Genomic DNA, 22,094 nt, shown 5'->3' on the forward strand with positions numbered 1-22,094 from the left:
TTTAGTATTAAGCACAACGGTATTGTATATGATTAGTTGTGTTGGCAGGAACTAAATTAGTAAAAGAAAACGAACCAGAGGAAAATCCGTAGGATTTTCCGAGTATGCACAGACTAAACAATTAATTATATACGTTGTTGTAGCACGTTTATAAGTTTTGTATTATTAAAATCATTCCACATATTAATAACATAAAAATAATTGCCCAAGAATTCACAAGTGCTTTCCAACCTCCAGCACTATAGTCTCGCATATTAAAGGATTCGACCTTGCCAACTTTATATATTAGGTAGCCAACACCAACTAAAATAAATATAATACCTTTTATCAAAGGATCATCATCCATAAATTCAGTAAACCAATCTACCATTATTCATATTTGTATTTATTCTGCCAAATATCTTCTCCTTTTAAAAAGTCAAGCAATATTTCAGTCATTTGTTCCACTGTTTCGATTGGTTTAATCATAAGTATGTGTTCATCGTCTTTCGTAAAAGTAGAAGCCAAACCGTCTTCGTTTAAACTTCCGCTTATATGCAGAGCATTATCATTTTCGTCTTTCAGTTCAACAATATGAAATTCATTCCAATTAATAGAATTCATTGTGTTTTTTATAATTTCACTTGTTGTTTTTTCTGATATTATTTTCTCGTCTTGTCCGAAATTCCGAAAAACTGTCAATCTCAAATTCCGATTTTCTTTTTGATTTTTTGTGCTTTCAAAAGTCTTTTTATTTGATTTTATATCTGAGTTTCGGACTATTTTTTCTTTTATTAATAAAAAACTCAGAATTATAAAAATTCCTAATCCAATAAAGAATAATCCATATTTAAATAATCCAGATAGAAAGAATGTAGGGAAGCTACCATAACGACCTCTTTCCGATTTTTGAACTAGCTCAGCTATAATGTTAGAATTCTCTAATAAGAAATAAAAGACGATACATAGTAAACTAATTGCATAAAGTCTCGCAATTTTTAAACTCCGTTTATTCATGTCGTTTTTCTCAAATGTGCTACAACGTGTTCGTGTAAGCGTCAGTAACGGGAAAAGACGTTAGTATTTTTCCGATGACGCAACTAAGTTAATTAAAACTGCTGAATTTCCGATAGGGAATTCAGTAGTTATTGCGTTTACACGTTGTTAGCAAACGTTTTTTATTCATAAACAACCTCGTGATTTATTTCAAAAGTTTCAATGAACGGATTATCAGTTAATATCAAATTGTCAACAGCGTGATAAGTCTCAATAATTCTTGCCATTTTTTCATTATTTATAATCGTATCTAAAACTCTATATTCAAATAGCATTCCCACGAGAGTATCATTTTTATTGTAAAATTCGAATTCCACAAAATTTTGGTCTTTTTCAGAAAATTCAACGACATTAGTACTGTCTTCCAATTTTTGAAAAAAGATTAATTTCAACTCCTTTTCTATTAGAGGACTTTTCAGTTTATAATCCAAAATATTATGATAAGTAACTTTTCCAGAATAGATGTTTTTCAGAGTATCTTTCCGCAATTCAAAATCGAAGTATTCACTTTTTGATTTATCTATATTTCCATTCTCGTCAAATTTCTTGAATTGATTGTAGATTGTGTCGTTATTGATATCCACATAAATTTCAGCCGTACTTTTTGTTTTTCCATTCGAGTCAACGTTATCCATCGAAAATCTTTTGTACTTCAGCCTTTCATTTTGAGGTGAATCTTTTAATTTATTTGCATTTTCTTTACAAGAGTATATGCTTAAGATTAAACAAAGTAAAATTATATGTGAGATTTTTTTTTTCAAATGTTTGCTAACGTTTATGTATAAGATTAGTGGCGCGTTTAAGCACTAATTTAGTAAATAGAAACTTGCCAGCGGAAAATTCCGCAGGAATTTTCCAAATAGGCTAGAACTAGCCATTAATTTTATACTTTGTTGGCAAATCGGTTTTTTTATCCGAACAATAATTTCGCTCGTTCATTTCCGATTTTATTTAATTCAGATTCAGTTTGTTTATAATTCAATTCGTTAAACATCGTTTTTAATTCGGTCAGACTATTTTCAAACAATTCACTTTCTTGCTCTAAATTCAGCCGTTTTGATAAATCAGATTTTCCAAACTTTGGTTTTTCTAATTCTGTTTTATTTCTCCGATTTAAATATGCGTTTATTAAGTCAAAGTCATAAAAATTTTCAGATTTGAGTGAGGAAATCCGAGTTTCAATTATTCCTCTGTCATTTACGATGTCAAAATTCAGCCAACTATTTTTAAAGCGATAAATTCCTCCCATTCCGCTAATTTCAGATTCAGTCAGTTCAAATCCGTTCTCATTCAGAATTCCGATATAATATTTGTTCAGACTAGTATCTAAATATTCTTTAATTCCCATTTTTTCATTCTGGTTGCGTTTCCTCAACTGTTTGCCAACGTTTTTGTGTATGATTAGTTACGGGAAAGGACGCGAGTCATTTTCCGCATAAGGACTAAAGATAATTAATTTCGAGGATTTTCCGCTAGGTAAATCAGTAGTAATTAATTATACACGTTGTTGTAAAATGTTTTTATTCAGATTTTTTTTCTTTTAGCGTTTCCCAACTTATAGTTTTTATTTTTTTTGCTTCATTTTTAATGGTTTCAATTCCAATATTATTCAGCCAAATTTCAGTTCTTTCATCAAGGTCTAAAAATTCAGGTATTTCTTTTAAATCTTTTGGGTTATCTGAGTAAAGTCCAATTACAGGATAAGGTTCTCCAAATGGGTTTTCCAAAGAAATAAGTTCATATTTCACACTTTTTGGAAATTCCGAAAACAATTCAGGTAACTTGGTTCGTATAATTTCTAAACACGATACAATAAAATCCATATTCCAATTCAGTTCCTCATAAATTGCAGGTTCAATAATTCCGTAACCTCGAGGATTTTTCATTATTCGTAAATTTTGCCCATATAAATTATTTCCGCAAAATTTTTCCAACTTGGTTCTTTGGAAAAATCATTGTCTTTAGTTCCTGCGTGCATTGCATCGAGAAATGAAGCTATATCATTATGTTCCCATCCATTATGTCCACTATCATAAGGCGATGAAGGTTCAATTTTTTCTTTTTCATCTTCGTCTCTTTTATCAAGCATAAGTGCTTTTAGAAAATCCAAAAATGTTTCTAAAGAATTTACTTTTTCTATTAATTCAAATGGTTCCAATGAGTTTCTTTAAATGTTTTACAACGTGTTCGTGTAATGATTAGTTACGGGAAAGGACGCGAGTCGTTTTCCGATAAGTTACTAAGTTAATTAATTTCGAGGATTTTCCGCTAGGTAAATCAGCAGTAATTAATTATACACGTTGTTACCCAACGTTTTTTAGTTTTCCGCTTATTATTCTAAAAATCAATAAAGCTGGAATTAATATTCCATAAAGAATTAAAACACCATTCCAATTAATCGTTTTTTCAACAAATAAATAACCTAATAACATCAGAATTGATATTGCAAACGAGAAATATAAAAAAGCATATACGTAATAAAAAATTTTAGTAAGTATGTACTTTAGTCTTGAATTCATATTGTTTTCTTACCTAATGTTTTTTTATTCAGATTTCCATAGAATGACTTTGGTTTAATCCAACTGTAAAGAGTTCTAATCTTTAATTTCCAATCTTTGTCAAATAAGTCATTCCAATATTTTTCTTTCGGATAAATAACCTTGTCCATTTTACCATAATGGTCATCGTATTCCAATTTATTCCATTCCGCTTGGATAGATTCCAATCCAAAATGTTTTTCAAAACTTTCTAATCCCTTTGTTCCAATTACGTGGTCTGAAATCAGATGAATTTTTTCCGATTTGTCAATCACAAGAATGAAAATACATTCATCATCCAAAATAAGCCTTGGACTAATTCCGATTAATTTTATTTCATTCAGATTTAGTTTAAATGACTTGCAGTATTTTGTTATTCCAGTTTCTTTTGAAGGGAACTCTGTAAACTTTAATTCAGTATCTGTTATTTTAATTCCAGAAGTCATTTCAAATGTTGGGTAACGTGTACGTGTTATGGCTAGTTGCGTTGGCTGGAACTAATTTAGTAAAAGAAAACGAACCAGAGGAAAATTCGGAGAATTTTCCGAGTAATCACAGACCGAGCAATTAGTTATACACGTTGTTACCCAACGTTTTTTATCATTTCGTTTATTCTATTTTCCGCTTCTGTTTTTAAAATTCCGTTGTAATAATCTCGTACAAATGGATGGTCAAAATCTTCGTGAGGAAAAATTTCAGGTCTATCATTTCCACTTTTTGTCATTACATCGCAAGGAATTGAAGATGTATCTCCATATTCAGGAATATTGCTACATAACCAACCAAAATATCCAGTTTCGTGATTCGTATTGTTGTAATTTTCTTTATAATCTAAATAACTTTTTTCGCTTAATGATACCCAAAGTCCGTATTCCAAAGTTTCGCAAGCGTCTTTTACTTTTTGACTAAGCGTTACTCTTATAAAACGGTCAATTTGGTCTTCGTAGTGAATTTCGCAAAAGTCAGAATCCAATTTCCCGAGTTCAGTTTTTTCTTTATCAGACAAAAAATCGTAATTCGCTGGTGATTTAAAAGTCAAAGCAGGCCATTCCGAATGAACTTTTCCACATTCAGGGCATTTAAATTCCGCCGTTTTATTTTTCTTTCTTTTCCAGAACACTAAATTCTCCGTTTTATAAAAATTAGACACGAAATTATTGTCAAAAATAAAATTCCGATTGTTCCATAAATTATCAAATTCAGCCACATTCCTACGTTGTGAATTCCAGAAGCAAATTTGTTCAAAAACGGTTCAGCCGAAAAGAATAAAACGATTGTCAAAATGACAAAAGTTAATAGATGAATTCCTATGATTTTTCGTTTTCTCAATGTTTCTTTCAAATGTTGGGTAACGGTTTAGTGTATGATTTGTGCGATTGAGAATCGATAGATTTTCAGTCGTTGCGAATCATAATGTTAAATATATGAATTTTCCAATGAAGTAGAAGTAAAGCATGAATTATACACATTGTTAGCTACTGTAGTGCATGACAGGTTTTTGGTAATCACAGAAAAAAGCAAACACAGACAGCAACCGAAACAGAATGCGATTCACAGACTTAAGCAAACAATCCCAAGATTCCGCTACTTTGGCAGAAAAGAAATGATCACAACTGCATTTAGGTTGCACACAGGAAAACCACAAACGCCTTTTTTTGAAAAGAACGAGTCAGAACGCCTTAGCGTTTAGTTCTCAAAAAAAGGATAATTCCGATGAATTTTAATTGAAAGTAGGAAAGTTACAAGCTAGTAAATCAGATTAGTAAAAAAGTAACTCAGATGATTTTTGCACTATGGTTGGTAACGGTTTTGTGTATGATTAGTGCGACAGAGAATCCGCAGGATTTTCCGTCGTAGCAATCATACTGTTAAAGATATAAATTTTAAATTGAAATAGGAGGTTAGCATTAATTATACACGGTGTTGTGCTTTCGTTATGTTTTTATTTCACTATCAATTAATTCGATGATTTCTTTTAGGGTTTTCAAAAGATCGTTCTCCTCAACTAATCCTTCTTTTCTGTTTATTTTCGCAAGTAATAACCACCAATTAAATTCTGAACTATTTATAATTTTTTCGCGATTAAATTTAAACCTTCCAACTGTTTGCCGATCATAAAACTGCCCTAGTAATGGCCAATAGAATTGAGACCTCACTTTACTAAATTCATCAGCCGATTCATTTGTGTCAAGAACAATATCGTTTAAAGAAGAAAGCGTATACCGTAATTCTCTATTGGAAATGTAATCTAATTTCCCTGAGTTGATAATAGAATTGAGAATACCTGTTCTTGGATCAAAAGTACTATTATAATCGTGTGCTCCTAATAATCTACCCAATTCAAGAGGTCTATTAACTTGTCTTAAGTTGGTGATTACCGAATCCAAGGTTATAATCGCATCTAGAGATGAGCTGTGAGATTTTATAATCTCATCAAGAGCAACAATGTTTGATTGTATTTCTGTTCTTAAATCACGTAGTAATAGCTGTTCAATATTTCTAATTTTTCTGTTATCATTCCAATTATTAACTTGTAAAGCCAATAATATACCTATCATTACCAGCACAATTTCGCCAATTGCATACTTAAAATACTTTCCGGTTTTATTTTCCATAAGTAAGTTTTGTCTAATTTTCCTGAAGAATTTTATCATTAGTTAGCGTTTTATGATAATGAAGCACAACGGTTTTGTGTATGATTAGTGGCGTGTTTCAGCACCTAATTTAGCAAATAAAAACCGAATAGAAAATCCGCGAGGATTTTCGTAAGTAGGCGAGAACTAGCCATTAATTATACACGGTGTTAGGCGCTGTGCTTTTCAGTCACAATTTTTCTTTAATTGCTTTTTTCCAAAAATAAATTCCAAAAACACAAGTCACGATAGCAAACATAATTCCGTTTTCGCCAAGCCAATGTTCCGCTCCTTCATTTTTTATTGTTAATTCGGGTAATATTTTTTGAATATATACATTACTTACTGAGTGAAAAATTACTGCTGGCCATAGGCTTTTAGATTTAAAAGTGTAATAAGTCATAATGAACGACATTGAGACTATAACAACATAAAATGTCGTCAATTCCAGGATTACATTTTCGCCATAATATACAATTAATGGCCAATGCCAAGTTGCCCAAATAATTCCACTAAAAATGGAAACACCAGTAAACGAAAGAACTTTTCTTAATTCATAAATGAAAAAACCTCGCCATCCAATCTCTTCTCCCAAAGTTGTTGATGCTGCTCTAATTACTTCGATAGTTCCTAATAAGATAATAGCTATGATTGCAATCGATGTTGGATTTAAAGTTCCTATTCCAATTAAACCAAGTTCTTTTCCCCAATCTGTTATTGCTTCGCCATTTGTCAAACTTCCAAAGCCAAAAACCCAAATTAGTATATAAGTGATTAAGCCATATAAAGCAGGAATAAAATAAGAAAGTCGAATATATTTCCAATTTCCCCAATTCCAATTTAGTGAAGAAATAGGGCGTTTTATCAGTTTTAAAGTGATTATGGTAGCTATAGCAGGACACCACATTAGTCCTCCAATATATATTCGTGACGGATATAAATTAACTATCGCATAATGAAATAAAGAGCTTAAAATTGTAACAATAGCAAGGAAAATAAATATTGTATTCCAAGTTTTTTTTCGTTCCATTATATTTTCTTGCATTTGAACTTCTGATTGGTTTATTAATGGAAGACGATGAGTTCGTAGTTTTGTTACATTGCGCCTAACGTGTTCGTGTTATGATTAGTTACGGGAAAGGACGTTAGTCGTTTTCCGATAAGCACTAAGTTAATTAATTTCGAGGTATTTTCCGCTAGGTAAATTAGTAGTAATTAATTATACACGTTGTTGGCAGTAGTTATTTACTTGTCTAGAAAAAATTTATAATAGAAAGTATTATTGCAATGATTCCCATAAAAATGAGTAGGACTGCTATTCCGTATAAATTGCCTGGCTTATTATCAATTGATTCTAAGTTCTTTTCAAAATATGAGTAAACACGAAATCCAATAATTGTCAAAACTAAACCGAAAACTAAAAATAAGATTTTATTCATTTTTTGTAAAACAAGTTTTCAATTCTTTTAGTAATGTTTCAAAGTTTATTTTTAATTTCATTTAAAAGGGAATATATTTTTTTTCCAGTTTCTATATTTTCGAATGATATCACACCTTCATTAGAATAACCATAAATTTGAGGATCAGATGGATCAGTGACGCATTTAGTATCGTTTTCACATTTAAAATGAATCAGAGCCATTTCAGGGCATATATCAGCACAACCTGGTCGCTCAGGTAATATTTCAAGTGAAATAAAAACTTTAGACAATTTGCCAGAAACTCTACCAGTTGAAGCAGCTCCAGTATCAAATTTGAAATTACCTAAATTATCAATATCTGCATCAGAAATATCTCCTTTAAAATAACTCTCAACTTCAGTAATTAATTCTTTTAATTCTGAATTTTTATTTTTAGAATTTTCTTTGCATGCTTGTAGAAATAAAAATAAACAGGCAATTATGATTATATTTCTCATGTTGTGTCGATTTATATTAATTACTGCCAACGTGTTCGTGTTATGATTAGTTACGGAAAAGGACATGAGTCATTTTCCGATTAGCTACTAAGTTAATTAATTTCAAGGATTTTCCGATAGGGAAATTAGAAGTAATTAATTATACACGTTGTTGGCTGCAGTTATTATTTGTTCATTCCAAATTCAAGTTGACGCTTATATTCTTTTTCATCAAAATAGCCTTTTGATTTTTGGATTAAGCCATCATCATTTAATGTCCATTCCTCAAACCCGCTAATTTTAACTTTATTTCCAGTTCCATTGGTTGCGTTATTTGTTCCAGCAAGTGTCCAATGAAATCTGGTTTTATCTGATGTGGTAGTCAGGCTATCCATTGAAACAATCATATCAGGGAAAGCATCCATGAATCCTTTTACGACATTATTTATAGCTTCTGTTCCTTTGGCTGGTTTTCCTTTATTAACTGTTAATTCGCCATCTTCGGCAAAAAAGGACGATACAAAATTTGGTCTTTGACTGCACCACACTTGAGCGTAACTTTTGGCAAAAATCTCCACATCAAATTTTCTCTTCTCCTCTGGTAAGCGCGTATTTGTGAATGAGATATTAATGAATTTCCATTCACCATCTTCCTTGATAAGTGTGAAATTGTCGATATTATTTGTCCGTGGAACACCGTATGAATGTAGGGTAGCATCAGCCCAAACAAAAGCGATTTGCCCTTTATTTATCAGGATTTTGTATTTATTAACAGGTTCATAAAACGGCTTGCGTTCTCCATCTCGGTTTTTTTGTGCTTCAAAATATTCGCCAATCGTGATAACGGAATTTTTAGAAACACCATCTCTCACTATTGCACTACCCAAGTTTGCTTTGTCTGAAACTATGGAATCCAAAGTCTGAAAGTCTGAATTACCTACCGCAAACAAGAGCTTTTCTACAAGAACTATTAATTCTTGTTCCTCCGCATTCCAAGTGTTTTCTTTTTGTTCTTCTACAACCTTTTCAGTCTTTTTAGTATTGTTTGAATTGGATTGACAACTAAAAAATAAGCCAGAAACAACTACAAGAGTTAATATTACAATACTCAATATTTTTTTCATAATTGAATTTTTTAATTGCTGCCAACGTGTTCGTGTTATGGCTAGTTGCGTTGGCTAGCAACTAAATTAGTAAAAGAAAACTAACCAGAGAAAAATCCGCTAGGATTTTCCGAGTACACACAAACCAAGCAATTGGTTATACACGTTGTTAGCTACTGTTAAGGTCAGTTAACTATGATTTTTTTTGTAATAGATAAATTATTTTGGATAAATTTTGCAAAATAGACTCCATTTTCGAGATTGAACTGACCAAATTCAATTAAGCTTAAATTTTTGATTTTCTTTGAATATATTAGTTTACCAGTTATATCAATAATCATTAAACTTTCAAAATTTGCTATGTTGTCAATGTGTATGTATGTGTTTTGAGTAACAGGATTTGGAATTATTCTTATTATACTTTTAAGATTAAAACCATCGACTGTCAATTCAGCCTCCTCACATATAAGTTCTACTAAATTTATTGATTCAGTAAATTCATATAAAAAAGGAATCATTAAATCATATTCCGAGATAACAAATAATGTTTTTTGCAAACTTTCAGTTTGAGATGCAGGAAAGGCTGGTGTAACATCTATGATTGAATTATTCAAGAATTCCGAATCACTACTGGATATATTACTAATAGTTTCCAAATGATTTATAAAATCCATTTTGTTAAAATCATCAGCAGGAATCTCATCAATTATAAGTCTTACGTAGTTATGGAAATAGCTATCAGAAAGTTCACAATCGCAATATATAGAAGCCAAATCAATTGATTCAGTAAACGAATTCAAATAGGAATCTAAAGAATCGTCAGAAGCAATAATATATATCATTTTATTAAACGGCTCGGATTGAGACGAGGGCAATGCTTTAAAAGCTTCAATTATGTTTTCATTTAGAAAGATTACTTCTGTGTTTGATATGTTACTGTTAATTTCCAAATATTCTATCAAATCTGTTTTATCAAAATCAATTGGAGGAATATTATCTATAATTAGTAGAACGTTATAATGATAATTATTATCCGAAAATGCACATGATTCATTTTGTGAAAATCCACTGAATGACGCTATGGTTAATAATATTATTATTACTTTTTTCATAATTGTAGCTAACGAGTTTGTGTATGGTTTGTACGGAATTCAGCCGAGCGCTTTGCGATTCGGATGAGCCAGTTTTTTCTGGCGAAAATTCCGTTGGAAAACAAAGCGAGCGGTTGAGCTTACTAAATGTTTCTTGAGATAAATATAGTTAAATAAAGTGAGAATTTTTCCGCTGGAAAAATTAGGTAGTATTGACCATACACGTTGTTAGGCAACGTTATTTGTAATACTCGATTTTTACATTTACATACGAGTGCGTTGAGTCATTTTCTGTGAGTTTATATTTTATACAATTATTGTTTTCATCATATTCTTCACATTTGAAATAAGTGATTTCACCAAATAATTCTTCGCTATCTCCAACAAGAAGGTAGTTTTTAATTACCTCTCCATTACGCAATTCTATGACACTTTTTAAATTAGACGTAGGATTATCATAGACATTATATTGAATCAAGGTCTCATTAGAATCATATATGAATTCAGTGATTTGATCTGGGAATATGTTGAATTTGACATCAGTAGAATCAACTATTGAATTTCCAAGTGATTTAAATTCAGACTGTTTAGTTAGTCTTCCTTTGTCATTTAATACGTTTTCAAATTTTGATTTGCTTACAAATTCTCGTGACCCATCGTAATAATTTTTTGAAATCAATAAGTTATTGTCATTGTATATGTAAGTATGAATTTCATTTAAACTTTCAGATGTATATTTTCGTAGTTCGGAAATCATATTATTTCGGTTCAAATGAAGTTCATTACTAACTCTATATCCGTTTTCTACTGACTCCTCTTTTCTTTCTTCAGTGCCTTCAAATTTTATTGTTTTTATGTTTCCAGTATATCCAATTTTTTCTAAATCAGTCAAAGTATTTTTGTTGTTTGAACAACTAAATACTAAAATTAAAATTACTAGAAGTTTATATTTTGACATTTCGATCTAATGTTGCCTAACGTTTATGTATAAGGAAAGTTGCGTGTTTGTGTGCGAGGATTTTCCGAAGGAAAATCGGAAGCTAGCAAACGAGCAACTAACTTTGGTTTAGCTAAAACTAGCAATTTTTTTTATACGGTGTTGGCGTTAGTTTTTTTTATTCCGTTAATATTTTATTCAGTTTTGGAAATTCATTTTCTATTTTTCTATCAGGTTCATAACCATATTCCAATCCTGCGTTTAATAATCCTTTTAGAGAGTTTTTCCGTTCAGATTCTAATTCTGATGCGATTTTTACAAATTCCGATTCTCCCATTTTATAAACTATTTCCGATGTAATTATTCCTAAATCATAACAACCAGCTCCACCACCACACCAAAACTCGGTCAATTCAGATAATCCGTTTGAGTTTTTATTCAGAGTTTGAGTAATCAGTTCCGATAATTTTTTATTCTGTTCAAACGATTGGTTTGTGTAGAGTGTATGTCCAATTTCAATTCAGTCAACAACTTTTTCTTTACAACTAAAAAGTGTAAAAATCAGCAAGAAATATATTGTTAAGTTCTTCATTCTCAAATTAACGCCAACGTTGTTGTGTATGGTTAGTTGCGTGTTTAAGCAACTAATTTAATAAACAAAAACGAGCGCGAGAAAATTCCGAAGGAATTTTCCAAATAAGCAACGACCAAAGCAATTAATTATACACGTTGTTGGCAATAGTTTTTTAATTCGGATGTTTATATTTATCAATTAATTTTGAGTCAGAGAAAGTTAAAGAAAATACTTTTCTTCCATCTAAATATTCGTTTTCTGTTTCATAGGTTTTAAAAATCGCATCTTCTTTAGAAATAATTACAGTATCGTTATTGTTCAGTTCAGTAGCAAAGTCATCAATCATTACACCTTTTGATGTTTCTATGATTCCAACAATTTTATTGTCTTTAAGAAATAGTATATGAGTATAGAAATCAGATTTAATAAAGTATTTAAATCCCATTACTTTAAATCCGTTTACTTTAATTCCTGTATTTTTTTCAATATAATCTGGACTAAAGTCTCTATGTAAAAACATCATCTTATTCCATTCGAAACAATCCAAACTTTCATTGAAATTAAGGATTTCATTTTCAGTTAGATTCTCGGTTAAATTGATTTTCATTTCATTTAAACAGGAATTGCTATTTTCATAGGGAAAACTATACACAAATAAAGAAATTAAAATAATAATTAATATAAAAATGAAACTCCTAATTTTCTTCATATGAGTGTTTCCCAAATTATTGCCAACGTGTTCGTGTAAGCGTCAGTAACGGTAAAATGTGTTAATATTTTTCCACTGACGCAACTAATTTAGTTAAAAAGGCTGAATTTCCGATAGGGAATTCAGTAGTTATTGCGTTTACACGTTGTTGTGAGTAGTTATTTGTACTTTACTGAATTTATTAATTTTGATATAATATTTGATGTTAGGTCAATTCTAATAATATGTGAATTCGTTGCGTCAACTCTTTTACCAAGGTCCGTTCCTCTTGTTTTTATCCTATCATAAATGAGCTTTTTAGTTGAATTTCCGTCTCTTAAGTTAAAATTGTCCAAATTTGAAATAATAGTATCAACCTCAAAATCGAATATTTCTTTAGTCCAATTATCTGTTTGTTTATAATTAATAGACATTCCAGTATAGTTTAAAGTTGATAATATACCTCTTACTCCATTAAGTTTTGGGTATTCACTAATCAGATGTGACATAGAATCAATAAACCATAATCCAGCGCCTACAATTTCATTATTTCTGAATTCAGGAATGTCATTATAAGCTCTTTCAATTAATGAAGGAAACACTATACTTGAAATTCCAGTATTTAATAGAGGGCTGGCATCTTCCGAATAAATTTTTTTTACATTAATTTGTTTTAATCTATTTAATTTTTTTTCTCTCTCAATTATTTTTTTATAACCAGATTTTAATTTCCCACCTTCTTCATCAGTAATCATAATTATATAAAAGTCCTTTAAATTAAAGTCATAAAAAGATTCTATAATATCGCAAATTGCTTTTCCAGAAATAGCAGTATCAATAAAAACAAATTTTTCGTTTTTTATGATTTCTTTTTTATAGTATTTATCAAGTTTAAGATCTGATGTGTTAATCGTTAATATTGTTCCGACTGAGTCTACTAAACCGTTATAGAATTTGGTATAAGGAGTTGTTTCTTTTCTGATTGAATCAGCAAGAATTTTGGACCAAAACTTCCTAACTGATTTTGAATTTGTACTAATATTTGCCTGACCCCAATCTGAAGTATATGGTAATAACCAAATGTCAAAATGAGCATTGAAAGTATGTCTTTCTAACTTTGAATTAGTCAGAAAACTTATTGATTTTAGAGCTCCAGTGTAAAAGGGATAGGCACCTCTACTAGGTATAATTAATCTTTTAAAATCATTGTCTTTTAAAGTTAGTAAAGTATTACAAACTTCTATGCAAGCATTCGAATAAGAAAGTACGTTAGTAGGTGTAATTAGTGTTTTAAGATATTTGTTCACTATGACTTTTTAAGTTTAATTACTCACAACTGTTTTGTATAAGATTAGTTGCGTGTTTTAAGCACTAAAGTTAGCAAATAAATCACAGATAGAAAGTCCGCGAGGACTTTCGTAAGTATGTGAGAACTAGCAATTAATTTTATACGTTGTTAGCTTGCGTTTTTTTTCAGTTGTTCTTTATTTGTCAATATTAAAATTCCTCCAATTACAAATCCGCTTATCAGTCCACCAAAATGAGCTGCATTATCAATTCCGGCTAAAAATCCAAATAACAAACTTACTCCTGCGTAAAGTCCTAATAGCATCCAAGTCATTCCTCTCATATAATTTGGGTAAATTTTAAAAACTGTAAAAGCCAAAATCAGACCATAAAGCCCAAAAATTGCTCCAGATGCTCCAACACTAACTGTGTTTTCGTGCCAATAAATACTCGCTAAACTTGCAAGAATTCCACAAACAATGTAGATAATTATTAATTTTATCGAACCAAGAATGTTTTCCAATAAACTGCTTCCAAGTCCAAGACCTATTAAGTTCATAAACAAGTGTAATAGTCCACCGTGAATAAACATCGAAGTAAATAACCTCCAATATTCGCCACTCATAACTTCAAACCTTCTATTCCCTCCAATTTCGAGTAATTCTTTTGGTGTAGGCGAAACTATGTTTAGTCCGTCAAATGTCATAATTAGAAAAACAATAATATTTAGAAGCAATAAAATTGCTGTGGCTTTATTTTTGCCCATTGGATTTAAAAAGCCAATCATATCTTTTAAACCATCTTCTTTTAGTGGTTTATTCTTTTTAAAATCGTTTAATTCCTTTTCGTTAATTTTTGGAATTACTACCATTAACAAAAGAGCTAATGCTCCAATACCAAAAGACCCAAAAATCCAAGGAAATGAATTGCCGAGTCTTTCTTCAAAAACATCATTTTTAGGTACAAGTATTATTTGTTCCTTTTCGTTTAGATTAGCGTTTTTTTCTTTTATTGCTTCTATAAATCCATCTCTGTCGTCTGAATATCCTAGCCGTTCAAAATATTCTACATCTTGAAAATTATAGGTTTTAAATTCTTGTTCTGATTTGTTTAAAAAAGTTCTGTATTCTGAATTTTTCCTTTGTTCATTAATACGATTGCTTAAATTCTTTTTATACTCAACTCCGTACCAAACAGAGCTTGTTTCTTCAAACGGACAAGCGAGATATAAGTAAAAGTTCAGATTCTCATTATTTCGACCAGAAGTTCTAGCAGTTACATATGGAAGACTTGAGTTATGGTCTATATTAAATGAGGTTATTTTAAAATATTTTTCGTTTTTTAATTCTTTAATTTTTGAGATTGAAGATATTTCGTTTAAGTCAAAAGAACTTTTCTCAATGTAGTTTTGACTTATTATTATTGGTACAGCTATTGCTGCTGCCATAGCAAATTGATATCCAAAATATCCATTATCTCTTTTGCCTCTAACATTTAAAATTCGAATTCTTCTACGTAACCAAATAAGTATTGGAATCCAAGGAAGAGCGAAAGGAATCCAAAAATTCAATAAGTTTTCTTTTAAGGGTAAAATTCCGAGTTTGATATCTAAAGTCCAACGAAATATGTTATAAAAAAGAATAGTTCCTATCGAAACTATTAAAAATGGAATATATACTTCTTGAAGTTTTGTTTTAATATTGTTCAATTCTCGATGTTGGTTTTAAATGCAAGCTAACGGTTTTGTGTATGATTTCGTTGCGTGTTTCAGCAACTAAATTAGCAAATACAAACCAAATAGAAAATCCGCGAGGATTTTCGTAAGTAGGCGAGTACTAGCAATGAATTATACACGTTGTTGTGCTTTCGTACTTTATTCCTTTTTTATTTCATAATGACCTTCATTCGGATGTTTTTTTCCACTACAATCGCAACTTGAAAATTCATTATTTGAAATCCAAACTAAATCGTTTTTGTTTTTATCATACCAGTTTTTAACAGCAAGTTTGAAATTCAGTCTATTTTGATAATCCTTTCTTAAAAAATTCCAATACTCACAATATCCGCAACCTTCTTGGTCAAATTCAGTTCCGAGTAATTCAAAAGTTGGTATTCCGTGAATTATTTCCTCAAGTGCTACATACGCAATATCAGCAACAGTATGATTTCCGCCAAACAGCACAACTCCAGCTTTAGTTTCAGTAGAGTCATTCAGTTTTTCGATAAGAAATGGTATTCCTTTTTCCTTTAGTTTCACAACGTTCCAAAATATTTCCTCTCCACATTTCGTAAATCCCTCGCAGATATATGGCATAGTCTCAACATATTTCAAACTGTCTATTTTTTCCTTTATTTCATTCTGACTAAATGATGAAAAAGGTAAAATCAATAGAATTAAATACGCTATTTTAAAATATCTGTTCATTTTTCTGGGTATGAAGCACAACGTGTTCGTGTAATGATTAGTTACGGAAAAGGACGCGAGTCATTTTCCGCTTAGTACTAAGTTAATTAATTTCGAGGGATTTTCCGCTAGGTAAATCAGTAGTAATTAATTATACACGTTGTTAGCAAAAGTATTTTAACTAAATTTTTATTTCAGTACTTTATTATCCTCTTTCTTATGACTTGATTTATTTCATTTTGTAATGTCACAAAATATATTCCATCAGCAAATTCTTGAAGATTAATAATTACCTTTTCTTTATTATTCTTATTCAAGTGAAAAACTTGTTTGCCTAGAGTATTAAAAATTCTAATATAGACACGATCTAGTTGGTTTTCAGAAGCAATTTCAATTGACTTATTTTTAGCATTGTAGAAAAGAGAAATTTCTACACCTTCATTTTCATTAATTGATAAGGTTTGCGAACCATAAATGGCTTGATCACCATTAAAAGAAGTTACAGTTAAAGTTTTACTATTTTCAGTGTTGATGACTATAGAGTAGTTAAATATATTTCCATTATTGTAGTTGTCATAAAAAAAACCAAAGTATAGACCTTCATATATTGTATTTTGTGATAGCATACATCCTCCACCTAGTGTTTCATAAGGGCCATCAGTGAATGAAAAATTACTGCTGCTATTGTTGAATTCAATTAAGCCTCCAATTGTTTCACAAGTTGAGCCAAACAAATTAATGTATTGTATGGATTCATGAACATAGGAATCAAAGCCTAAAGTTACATAAGTGATTTCTTCGTTATTTGGTGGTAAATAACTATTGTTGTCAATTACTAAATCTTCTAATATCCATAAATCATCGAATAACATTTGTTCTTGAGCTATACTATTTAATGACATTCCTATTAAAATTATTAATATTCTAATTCTCATTTTGATTATATTTTTGCTAACGTGTTTGTGTAAGGTTTGTTGCGGGATTTTAGCCTTGCGTTTTGGCGCTGGGCTGAGCCTTTTTTGGCGAAAATTCCGTTTGGAAACAAAACGCAAGGCTAAACTTACCGAAATGTTTCTTAAGTAAATGTACTAAAGTTTTTGTAATTATTATTCCGATGGAATAGAGAAGTAGCAATTAACTTTACACGTTGTTGGCATTAGTGCTTTATTGCTTGATTAATTTTAAGAGTATCTCTTTGTCTTTATTTCTAAATTCATTCCAAATTGGATCAGATATCCGTGAATTCATAAGTTTTCTCATGTAACCACTTTCCATTTTTGCAGAATGTCCCTCAATTATTTCTAAAACTTGTATTGGATTTATATTTATTTTTCCATTTAAGTTTTCAGCTAACAGATTTAAAACTCTTCCAATGTTTATTCGGTTTTCAGTTAATGATAAATATGAATTCGGTCCACCCCAAACTTCATCTTCATTTACGTCATCTTGATTATCATCTTCCCAATTACAAACTTCACATATTTCATATTTTCCACGTTCTGTAAGCGTAGGGTATCCGCATCCAGGACAAGTATATAAATTCAGATTATTTTCTTTTAAGTAATTATCAAATAGAGTCCGTTTTTTTCTGTAATCAGTAATAATTTGATTATCAGATTCAGTCAGTTTATTTGGTTCAAACTTTCTAGAAGAGTTCGACTTAGTCATTTTTTATGTAATTCTTCGCATTACTGCCAACGTGATTGTGTATGGTTAGTTGCGTGTTTTAAGCACTAAAGTTAGCAAATAAATCACAGATAGAAAGTCCGCGAGGACTTTCGTAAATAGGCTAAAACCAAGCAATTAATTATACACGGTGTTACAGCACGTATTTATTTCAGAGTTTCTTTATTTCCATTATCGTCGATTATATATTGAACTCCATTTTCAATTAATAAACCTTTGGTAAATCCGCTATTTTTTTCAATTCCGTGTTTCAAGTCAATTCGTATTACTTTACCATTAAAGTCTGTAGAAATATTCCGGACAACTGTGTGTCCGACAACAATATTTTTTACATTATAATATTCCAAGACTTTATTTAAATCAGTTTCATTAATTTTTTCGTAATATTTATAGTCGGTTACTAATCCTCGATACCAAATTGGGCTAATCCGTCCGACTAAGAAATTAGCAATTTTATCATCTTTTGGATTTCTGTATAAATCTTTATCCCAGTTTTTTCTTGTTATGCTATTTATCTTATCCAAATCAATTTTATAGTCCAATAATTCTGGATGTAAACCAGCGTGAACAAAAATATAATCTCCAATCTTTTTGATTACGTTTTTCGTTCTTAACCAATTGCCAAGTTCAGTGTTATCGGAAAACATAAATTGTATGGCTTTTTCCCATTCTTCTTTTTTGCTTATTTCTTGGGCAACTTTTATGTACTTTTCTTGATTGTATCCGCCATTCCCTTGAAAGTTCATTATTTCGTGATTTCCTAAAATAAAATGTACTTTTCCACCTTTCTTTTCGGCTTGTTCTTCCAATTTATAAATCAACCATAAAACTTGCGTTACGTTATTTCCTCTATCAACAAAATCTCCAACTAAAACGAGATGTCCATTTCCAAAAGTCCAATTAAAATTGGAATCTACAACTCCATTGTTTTTTAAAAAACTCGAAAAAGCATTGAAATTGCCTTCTATATCAGATATAGCAATAAGTTTCTCAGGCATTTTATATTCAGATTTTTCTATTGAGTGCCCATCTCTTTTTTTGAAATAGAACTTATCGGAATCTTTATTATTTACCTTTACTTGTATAGAATCCTCATTAGAAATATTCATTTCTAAGAGTTTATTTTCTGAATTCACATTATAGATTTTTTCAGAAATCAGATACGGTCCATCAATTCCATCATATTCAGTTTTTGGATAGTAATTGAACTTTAATCCAAAATCGGTATCGTCAAATAATGCTGTCCAACCGCTCCAAACAAACAATCTTTTACCTGTACCTTCCATTTTACCTTCTACAGGTGACCAAAGCATAATTAAAAAAAAGACTCCAATTACAATTGAAATCCATTTGAATATTTTCTTTAATCTCGATGTTTTTCTCATATGTGCTGTAACGTGTTTGTATATGGTTTGTTGCGTGGTTAAGCACGTAATTTAGCAAATAAAAACCAAATAGAAAATCCGCGAGGATTTTCGTAAGTAGGCTAGAAGTAGCAATAAATTATATACGGTGTTGGCGGTAGTAATTATTTTCCAAGTATTTCATTGATATAAATTGAACGATATTTTTCAGGATATTCAACTTGTACTCCGTGTGTTCCGTTTTCAAATAAAAACCATTTTTTAGATGGCGCAATAAGTGAATCAAAATACGCTTTTGCTACTGACGTTTCGGTAAAATGGTCATTGTCTCCCTGTAATATATAAACTGGCACTTTCAATTCAGGAATATCACGCATTAAATTCATATTGATTGCAGTAGGTTGTAAAATTTTAGCTGCAGGATAGTAGGATTCAGGACTATTTATCATATCAGTAAATTTTTCCCTAAACGTTAATCCATTATCTAAAAACATACTTTTAATAAAATTAAAATCGGTTTCTAATTTTATCGGTGCATACTTCATTACAATCTTTCGTTCTATTTCAAAGGCTTCAGTTACTGAATTTTTTGAGTTTTTAACATAAGGTGGTCTTCCAATTTGTTTTAATTGATTGATTGAAATGGTATCATTGTGTTTTTGGGATTCTGACATTGCAAATTCATAAGATAATTCTTCTGAAAGTGATAGATTCGCCATAAGACCACTACCAATATAGGCGTGATATAATTCTGGCTGTTTTTGAACCATATAAGCTGCTACCGCTGTTCCCCACGATAAACCTTCAATGTAAATTTTGTCTTTTTTGAACGTCTTTTTTAAATGATTGGATAGTTCCAAACCATCATCAACTATATGTGATAAGGTAATGGATGAATCAGGTATGCTATCATTAAAAGCTAGCCCAGAGCCTCTTTGCTCCCAGTAACAAACCGTAAAAATATCTTCCAAATCAGTTCTTGTCAATTTGTAAATTACAGGTAAAATTGGTGCGCCTGGTCCTCCGTGAACTATTAGTAGTACGGGATTATTCTTGTCTTTTCCTCTTATGGTAATCCTTTGAGGTACTCCATTGATTGTCATATCCTCGTGCATAGCGATACTATTCGGAAGAACATTACCGTTTTCGTCTAAAAAAGGTTCTTCGTTTCCAGAACTATTGATTCGAATTATTAGTAATACAACTAAAATAAACGCAACAATTGCTCCCAGTAAAATCAAAAACCACTTTCCTATTTTCTTTAATATTTTCATATGTTATTAATTTGTTCTATGGTTTTTTCTTATTACCGCCAACGTTGTTGTGTATGGTTAGTTGCGTGTTTAAGCAACTAATTTAGTAAACAAAAACGAACACGAGAAAATTCCGAAGGAATTTTCCAAATAGGCAACGACCAAAGCAATTAATTATACACGGTGTTGTGCTTTCGTTGTTTTTATTTTTCCAAATATTTTAAAATTGTTTTCGCCTTTTGGATATGGCGTACCAAGTCATTTCTTATAAGTAATCTATAGGCACCAATCAATCCTATTTGCGTTTTTAAATAGTTATTATTCTTCATTCCATTCCATTCTACATTATATTTCCATGAATAATTTAATTCTATGGAATTGTTCCCTGCAAAATAATCTCGATTTAATAGTGGGCTATGGAATTTTGACATTTCATCCCGGTAGTCATACCAAGCGGTTTTAAGGATTCGGTTGTTAAAAAGTGCAGCCCAATTATTACGAATATAATAATCATCTAGTAGTCTTTTTAACTCAATATCATTAAACAATTGAATGTTATTACTATTTATTAAATCATTATATGTTGCGGATATTACAGTTAAATTTGGGATATATCCAGTAAAAATGATTGACTTAGTAAGTCTTAAAGTATCTACCTCCACCAAATTATTATCCAAAAATTCAGCTAGGTAAAATCCATCCGTTTCGGCTGATGTATTGATTGTATTAAGTCTCTCTAAATTTTCTAAATCTTTTTTAAGGTCAATCTTTAAATTTTCTAAATACGATGTTCTTTTACTAGTGTTCTTTCTTTCTTCATTCCAATTGTTGATACCTAGTGCTATTAGAATACCAATTACAACTAGTATAATTTCTCCAATTGCATATTTAAAGTACTTTCCAGTTTTTCCTTCTGAAAGTAAGTTTTGTCTAATTTTCCTAAAGAATTTTATCATTGGTTAGCGGTTTCTGATAATGAAGCACAACTTGTTCGTGTAATGGCTAGTTGCGTTGGCTAGGACTAAGTTAGCAAAAAGAAACTAACCACTCGAAAAATCCGTAGGATTTTCCGAGTAAGCACAGACCGAGCAATTAGTTATACACGTTGTTAGGGCAAGTTTTTATTCCGCTAATATCGTCTTCTGTTTTTAAAATTCCGTCTTTTCTCTTCGAGATAAGAACATAACCTAGTCCATTTTCTTTTTGTTCATAATAGAACTCATTATTCCAATAATCCAAAGTGATTTTTTTCCTTAATGGATTATTTCTAATTATCGTATTTAGTTTTTCAGGATAAATTCCTAGAGCTTTTTTTTCCTTTTCAAGAATCAGTTCAATCTCAGCTATTTTTTCAGTTGTTTTTTTTGTTCCAAAATCAGAAAAGAAGAAAAACCTTGCTACAATTATAAATGACAGTAAAATTCCCAATAATTTCCAAACAGGATGAATCATTAATTTTTTCGGAAGATTGTTTTTCTTTTCAAATTCACGTCTGGCTTTTTTTCGTTTCGCAAATTTGTAATCTTCACGCCAAAAAAGTAATTCTCCAATTATATCTAACATTCGATTTTTCTCTAATTTGCCCTAACGTGTTTGTATAAGATT

At 30.6% G+C, this 22,094-nt stretch carries 25 protein-coding genes; all 25 read right to left on the bottom strand.

Annotated elements, in window-relative coordinates:
• Positions 1 to 148: 148 nt before the first annotated feature.
• Entirely contained in the window at positions 149 to 370 is a 222-nt protein-coding gene (locus TD18_RS14990; protein WP_040254249.1) for a hypothetical protein, read from the bottom strand.
• On the bottom strand, positions 370 to 996 hold the full coding sequence (locus TD18_RS17435; RefSeq protein WP_174435327.1) for a hypothetical protein: 627 nt from the start codon (positions 994 to 996) through the stop codon (positions 370 to 372). The genes TD18_RS14990 and TD18_RS17435 overlap by 1 nt, the downstream gene beginning before the upstream one ends.
• Before the next feature lie 161 nt (positions 997 to 1,157).
• On the bottom strand, positions 1,158 to 1,670 hold the full coding sequence (locus TD18_RS15000; protein WP_040254251.1) for a hypothetical protein: 513 nt from the start codon (positions 1,668 to 1,670) through the stop codon (positions 1,158 to 1,160).
• Between the two features lie 275 nt (positions 1,671 to 1,945).
• The gene (locus TD18_RS15005) at positions 1,946 to 2,383 is read right to left on the bottom strand and encodes a hypothetical protein (RefSeq protein ID WP_040254253.1); all 438 of its coding nucleotides are present in this window, start codon (positions 2,381 to 2,383) and stop codon (positions 1,946 to 1,948) included.
• Positions 2,384 to 2,555: 172 nt separating this feature from the next.
• On the bottom strand, positions 2,556 to 2,921 hold the full coding sequence (locus TD18_RS15010; protein WP_040254255.1) for a hypothetical protein: 366 nt from the start codon (positions 2,919 to 2,921) through the stop codon (positions 2,556 to 2,558).
• Positions 2,921 to 3,193, bottom strand: coding sequence for a DUF7660 family protein (locus TD18_RS15015; RefSeq protein WP_040254257.1), 273 nt, complete (start codon positions 3,191 to 3,193; stop codon positions 2,921 to 2,923). The genes TD18_RS15010 and TD18_RS15015 overlap by 1 nt, the downstream gene beginning before the upstream one ends.
• A 357-nt stretch (positions 3,194 to 3,550) precedes the next feature.
• Positions 3,551 to 4,018 (bottom strand): hypothetical protein, encoded by a 468-nt coding sequence (locus TD18_RS15020; RefSeq protein ID WP_040254259.1) that lies wholly within the window; start codon positions 4,016 to 4,018, stop codon positions 3,551 to 3,553.
• A 137-nt stretch (positions 4,019 to 4,155) separates the two neighbouring features.
• Positions 4,156 to 4,779 (bottom strand): DUF2199 domain-containing protein, encoded by a 624-nt coding sequence (locus TD18_RS15025; RefSeq protein WP_241480685.1) that lies wholly within the window; start codon positions 4,777 to 4,779, stop codon positions 4,156 to 4,158.
• A gap of 727 nt (positions 4,780 to 5,506) precedes the next feature.
• Positions 5,507 to 6,187 (bottom strand): DUF6090 family protein, encoded by a 681-nt coding sequence (locus TD18_RS16845; protein ID WP_152611390.1) that lies wholly within the window; start codon positions 6,185 to 6,187, stop codon positions 5,507 to 5,509.
• Between the two features lie 208 nt (positions 6,188 to 6,395).
• On the bottom strand, positions 6,396 to 7,235 hold the full coding sequence (locus tag TD18_RS15035; RefSeq protein WP_241480686.1) for a CPBP family intramembrane glutamic endopeptidase: 840 nt from the start codon (positions 7,233 to 7,235) through the stop codon (positions 6,396 to 6,398).
• A 447-nt stretch (positions 7,236 to 7,682) separates the two neighbouring features.
• A complete protein-coding gene (locus tag TD18_RS15045; RefSeq protein ID WP_040254264.1) occupies positions 7,683 to 8,123 on the bottom strand; it encodes a hypothetical protein in 441 nt (146 codons plus the stop codon).
• A 164-nt stretch (positions 8,124 to 8,287) separates the two neighbouring features.
• Positions 8,288 to 9,226: an ester cyclase gene (locus TD18_RS17070; protein WP_084205941.1), complete on the bottom strand. Its 939-nt coding sequence runs from the start codon at positions 9,224 to 9,226 to the stop codon at positions 8,288 to 8,290.
• A 164-nt stretch (positions 9,227 to 9,390) separates the two neighbouring features.
• Positions 9,391 to 10,317: a T9SS type A sorting domain-containing protein gene (locus tag TD18_RS15055; RefSeq protein WP_040254266.1), complete on the bottom strand. Its 927-nt coding sequence runs from the start codon at positions 10,315 to 10,317 to the stop codon at positions 9,391 to 9,393.
• A 217-nt stretch (positions 10,318 to 10,534) separates the two neighbouring features.
• A complete protein-coding gene (locus TD18_RS15060) occupies positions 10,535 to 11,188 on the bottom strand; it encodes a hypothetical protein (protein ID WP_152611391.1) in 654 nt (217 codons plus the stop codon).
• A 223-nt stretch (positions 11,189 to 11,411) separates the two neighbouring features.
• Entirely contained in the window at positions 11,412 to 11,645 is a 234-nt protein-coding gene (locus TD18_RS17240) for a hypothetical protein (protein ID WP_040254270.1), read from the bottom strand.
• Positions 11,646 to 11,979: 334 nt separating this feature from the next.
• Positions 11,980 to 12,414 (bottom strand): hypothetical protein, encoded by a 435-nt coding sequence (locus TD18_RS15070; RefSeq protein ID WP_152611392.1) that lies wholly within the window; start codon positions 12,412 to 12,414, stop codon positions 11,980 to 11,982.
• Between the two features lie 260 nt (positions 12,415 to 12,674).
• Positions 12,675 to 13,802 carry a hypothetical protein gene (locus TD18_RS15075; protein ID WP_040254274.1) on the bottom strand — a complete coding sequence of 376 codons (1,128 nt, stop codon included), beginning with the start codon at positions 13,800 to 13,802 and terminating at the stop codon, positions 12,675 to 12,677.
• A 149-nt stretch (positions 13,803 to 13,951) separates the two neighbouring features.
• Positions 13,952 to 15,490 carry a rhomboid family intramembrane serine protease gene (locus tag TD18_RS15080; RefSeq protein ID WP_040254277.1) on the bottom strand — a complete coding sequence of 513 codons (1,539 nt, stop codon included), beginning with the start codon at positions 15,488 to 15,490 and terminating at the stop codon, positions 13,952 to 13,954.
• Positions 15,491 to 15,655: 165 nt separating this feature from the next.
• Complete coding sequence (locus TD18_RS15085; RefSeq protein WP_040254279.1) at positions 15,656 to 16,207, bottom strand: hypothetical protein; 552 nt, start codon at positions 16,205 to 16,207, stop codon at positions 15,656 to 15,658.
• Between the two features lie 173 nt (positions 16,208 to 16,380).
• Positions 16,381 to 17,121, bottom strand: coding sequence for a T9SS type A sorting domain-containing protein (locus TD18_RS15090; RefSeq protein WP_084205942.1), 741 nt, complete (start codon positions 17,119 to 17,121; stop codon positions 16,381 to 16,383).
• Between the two features lie 229 nt (positions 17,122 to 17,350).
• Positions 17,351 to 17,854 (bottom strand): CPCC family cysteine-rich protein, encoded by a 504-nt coding sequence (locus TD18_RS15095; RefSeq protein ID WP_040254283.1) that lies wholly within the window; start codon positions 17,852 to 17,854, stop codon positions 17,351 to 17,353.
• A 164-nt stretch (positions 17,855 to 18,018) separates the two neighbouring features.
• Positions 18,019 to 19,257, bottom strand: coding sequence for a metallophosphoesterase (locus tag TD18_RS15100; RefSeq protein WP_040254284.1), 1,239 nt, complete (start codon positions 19,255 to 19,257; stop codon positions 18,019 to 18,021).
• Between the two features lie 143 nt (positions 19,258 to 19,400).
• Positions 19,401 to 20,510 (bottom strand): alpha/beta hydrolase family protein, encoded by a 1,110-nt coding sequence (locus TD18_RS15105; RefSeq protein WP_040254286.1) that lies wholly within the window; start codon positions 20,508 to 20,510, stop codon positions 19,401 to 19,403.
• A 182-nt stretch (positions 20,511 to 20,692) separates the two neighbouring features.
• Positions 20,693 to 21,445 (bottom strand): DUF6090 family protein, encoded by a 753-nt coding sequence (locus TD18_RS15110; RefSeq protein WP_040254288.1) that lies wholly within the window; start codon positions 21,443 to 21,445, stop codon positions 20,693 to 20,695.
• Positions 21,446 to 21,581: 136 nt separating this feature from the next.
• Entirely contained in the window at positions 21,582 to 22,052 is a 471-nt protein-coding gene (locus TD18_RS15115) for a hypothetical protein (protein ID WP_040254290.1), read from the bottom strand.
• Between the last annotated feature and the right edge of the window lie 42 nt (positions 22,053 to 22,094).

Origin of the sequence: Psychroserpens mesophilus, from assembly GCF_000826645.1 — a bacterium.
GTDB classification, from domain to species: domain Bacteria; phylum Bacteroidota; class Bacteroidia; order Flavobacteriales; family Flavobacteriaceae; genus Psychroserpens; species Psychroserpens mesophilus.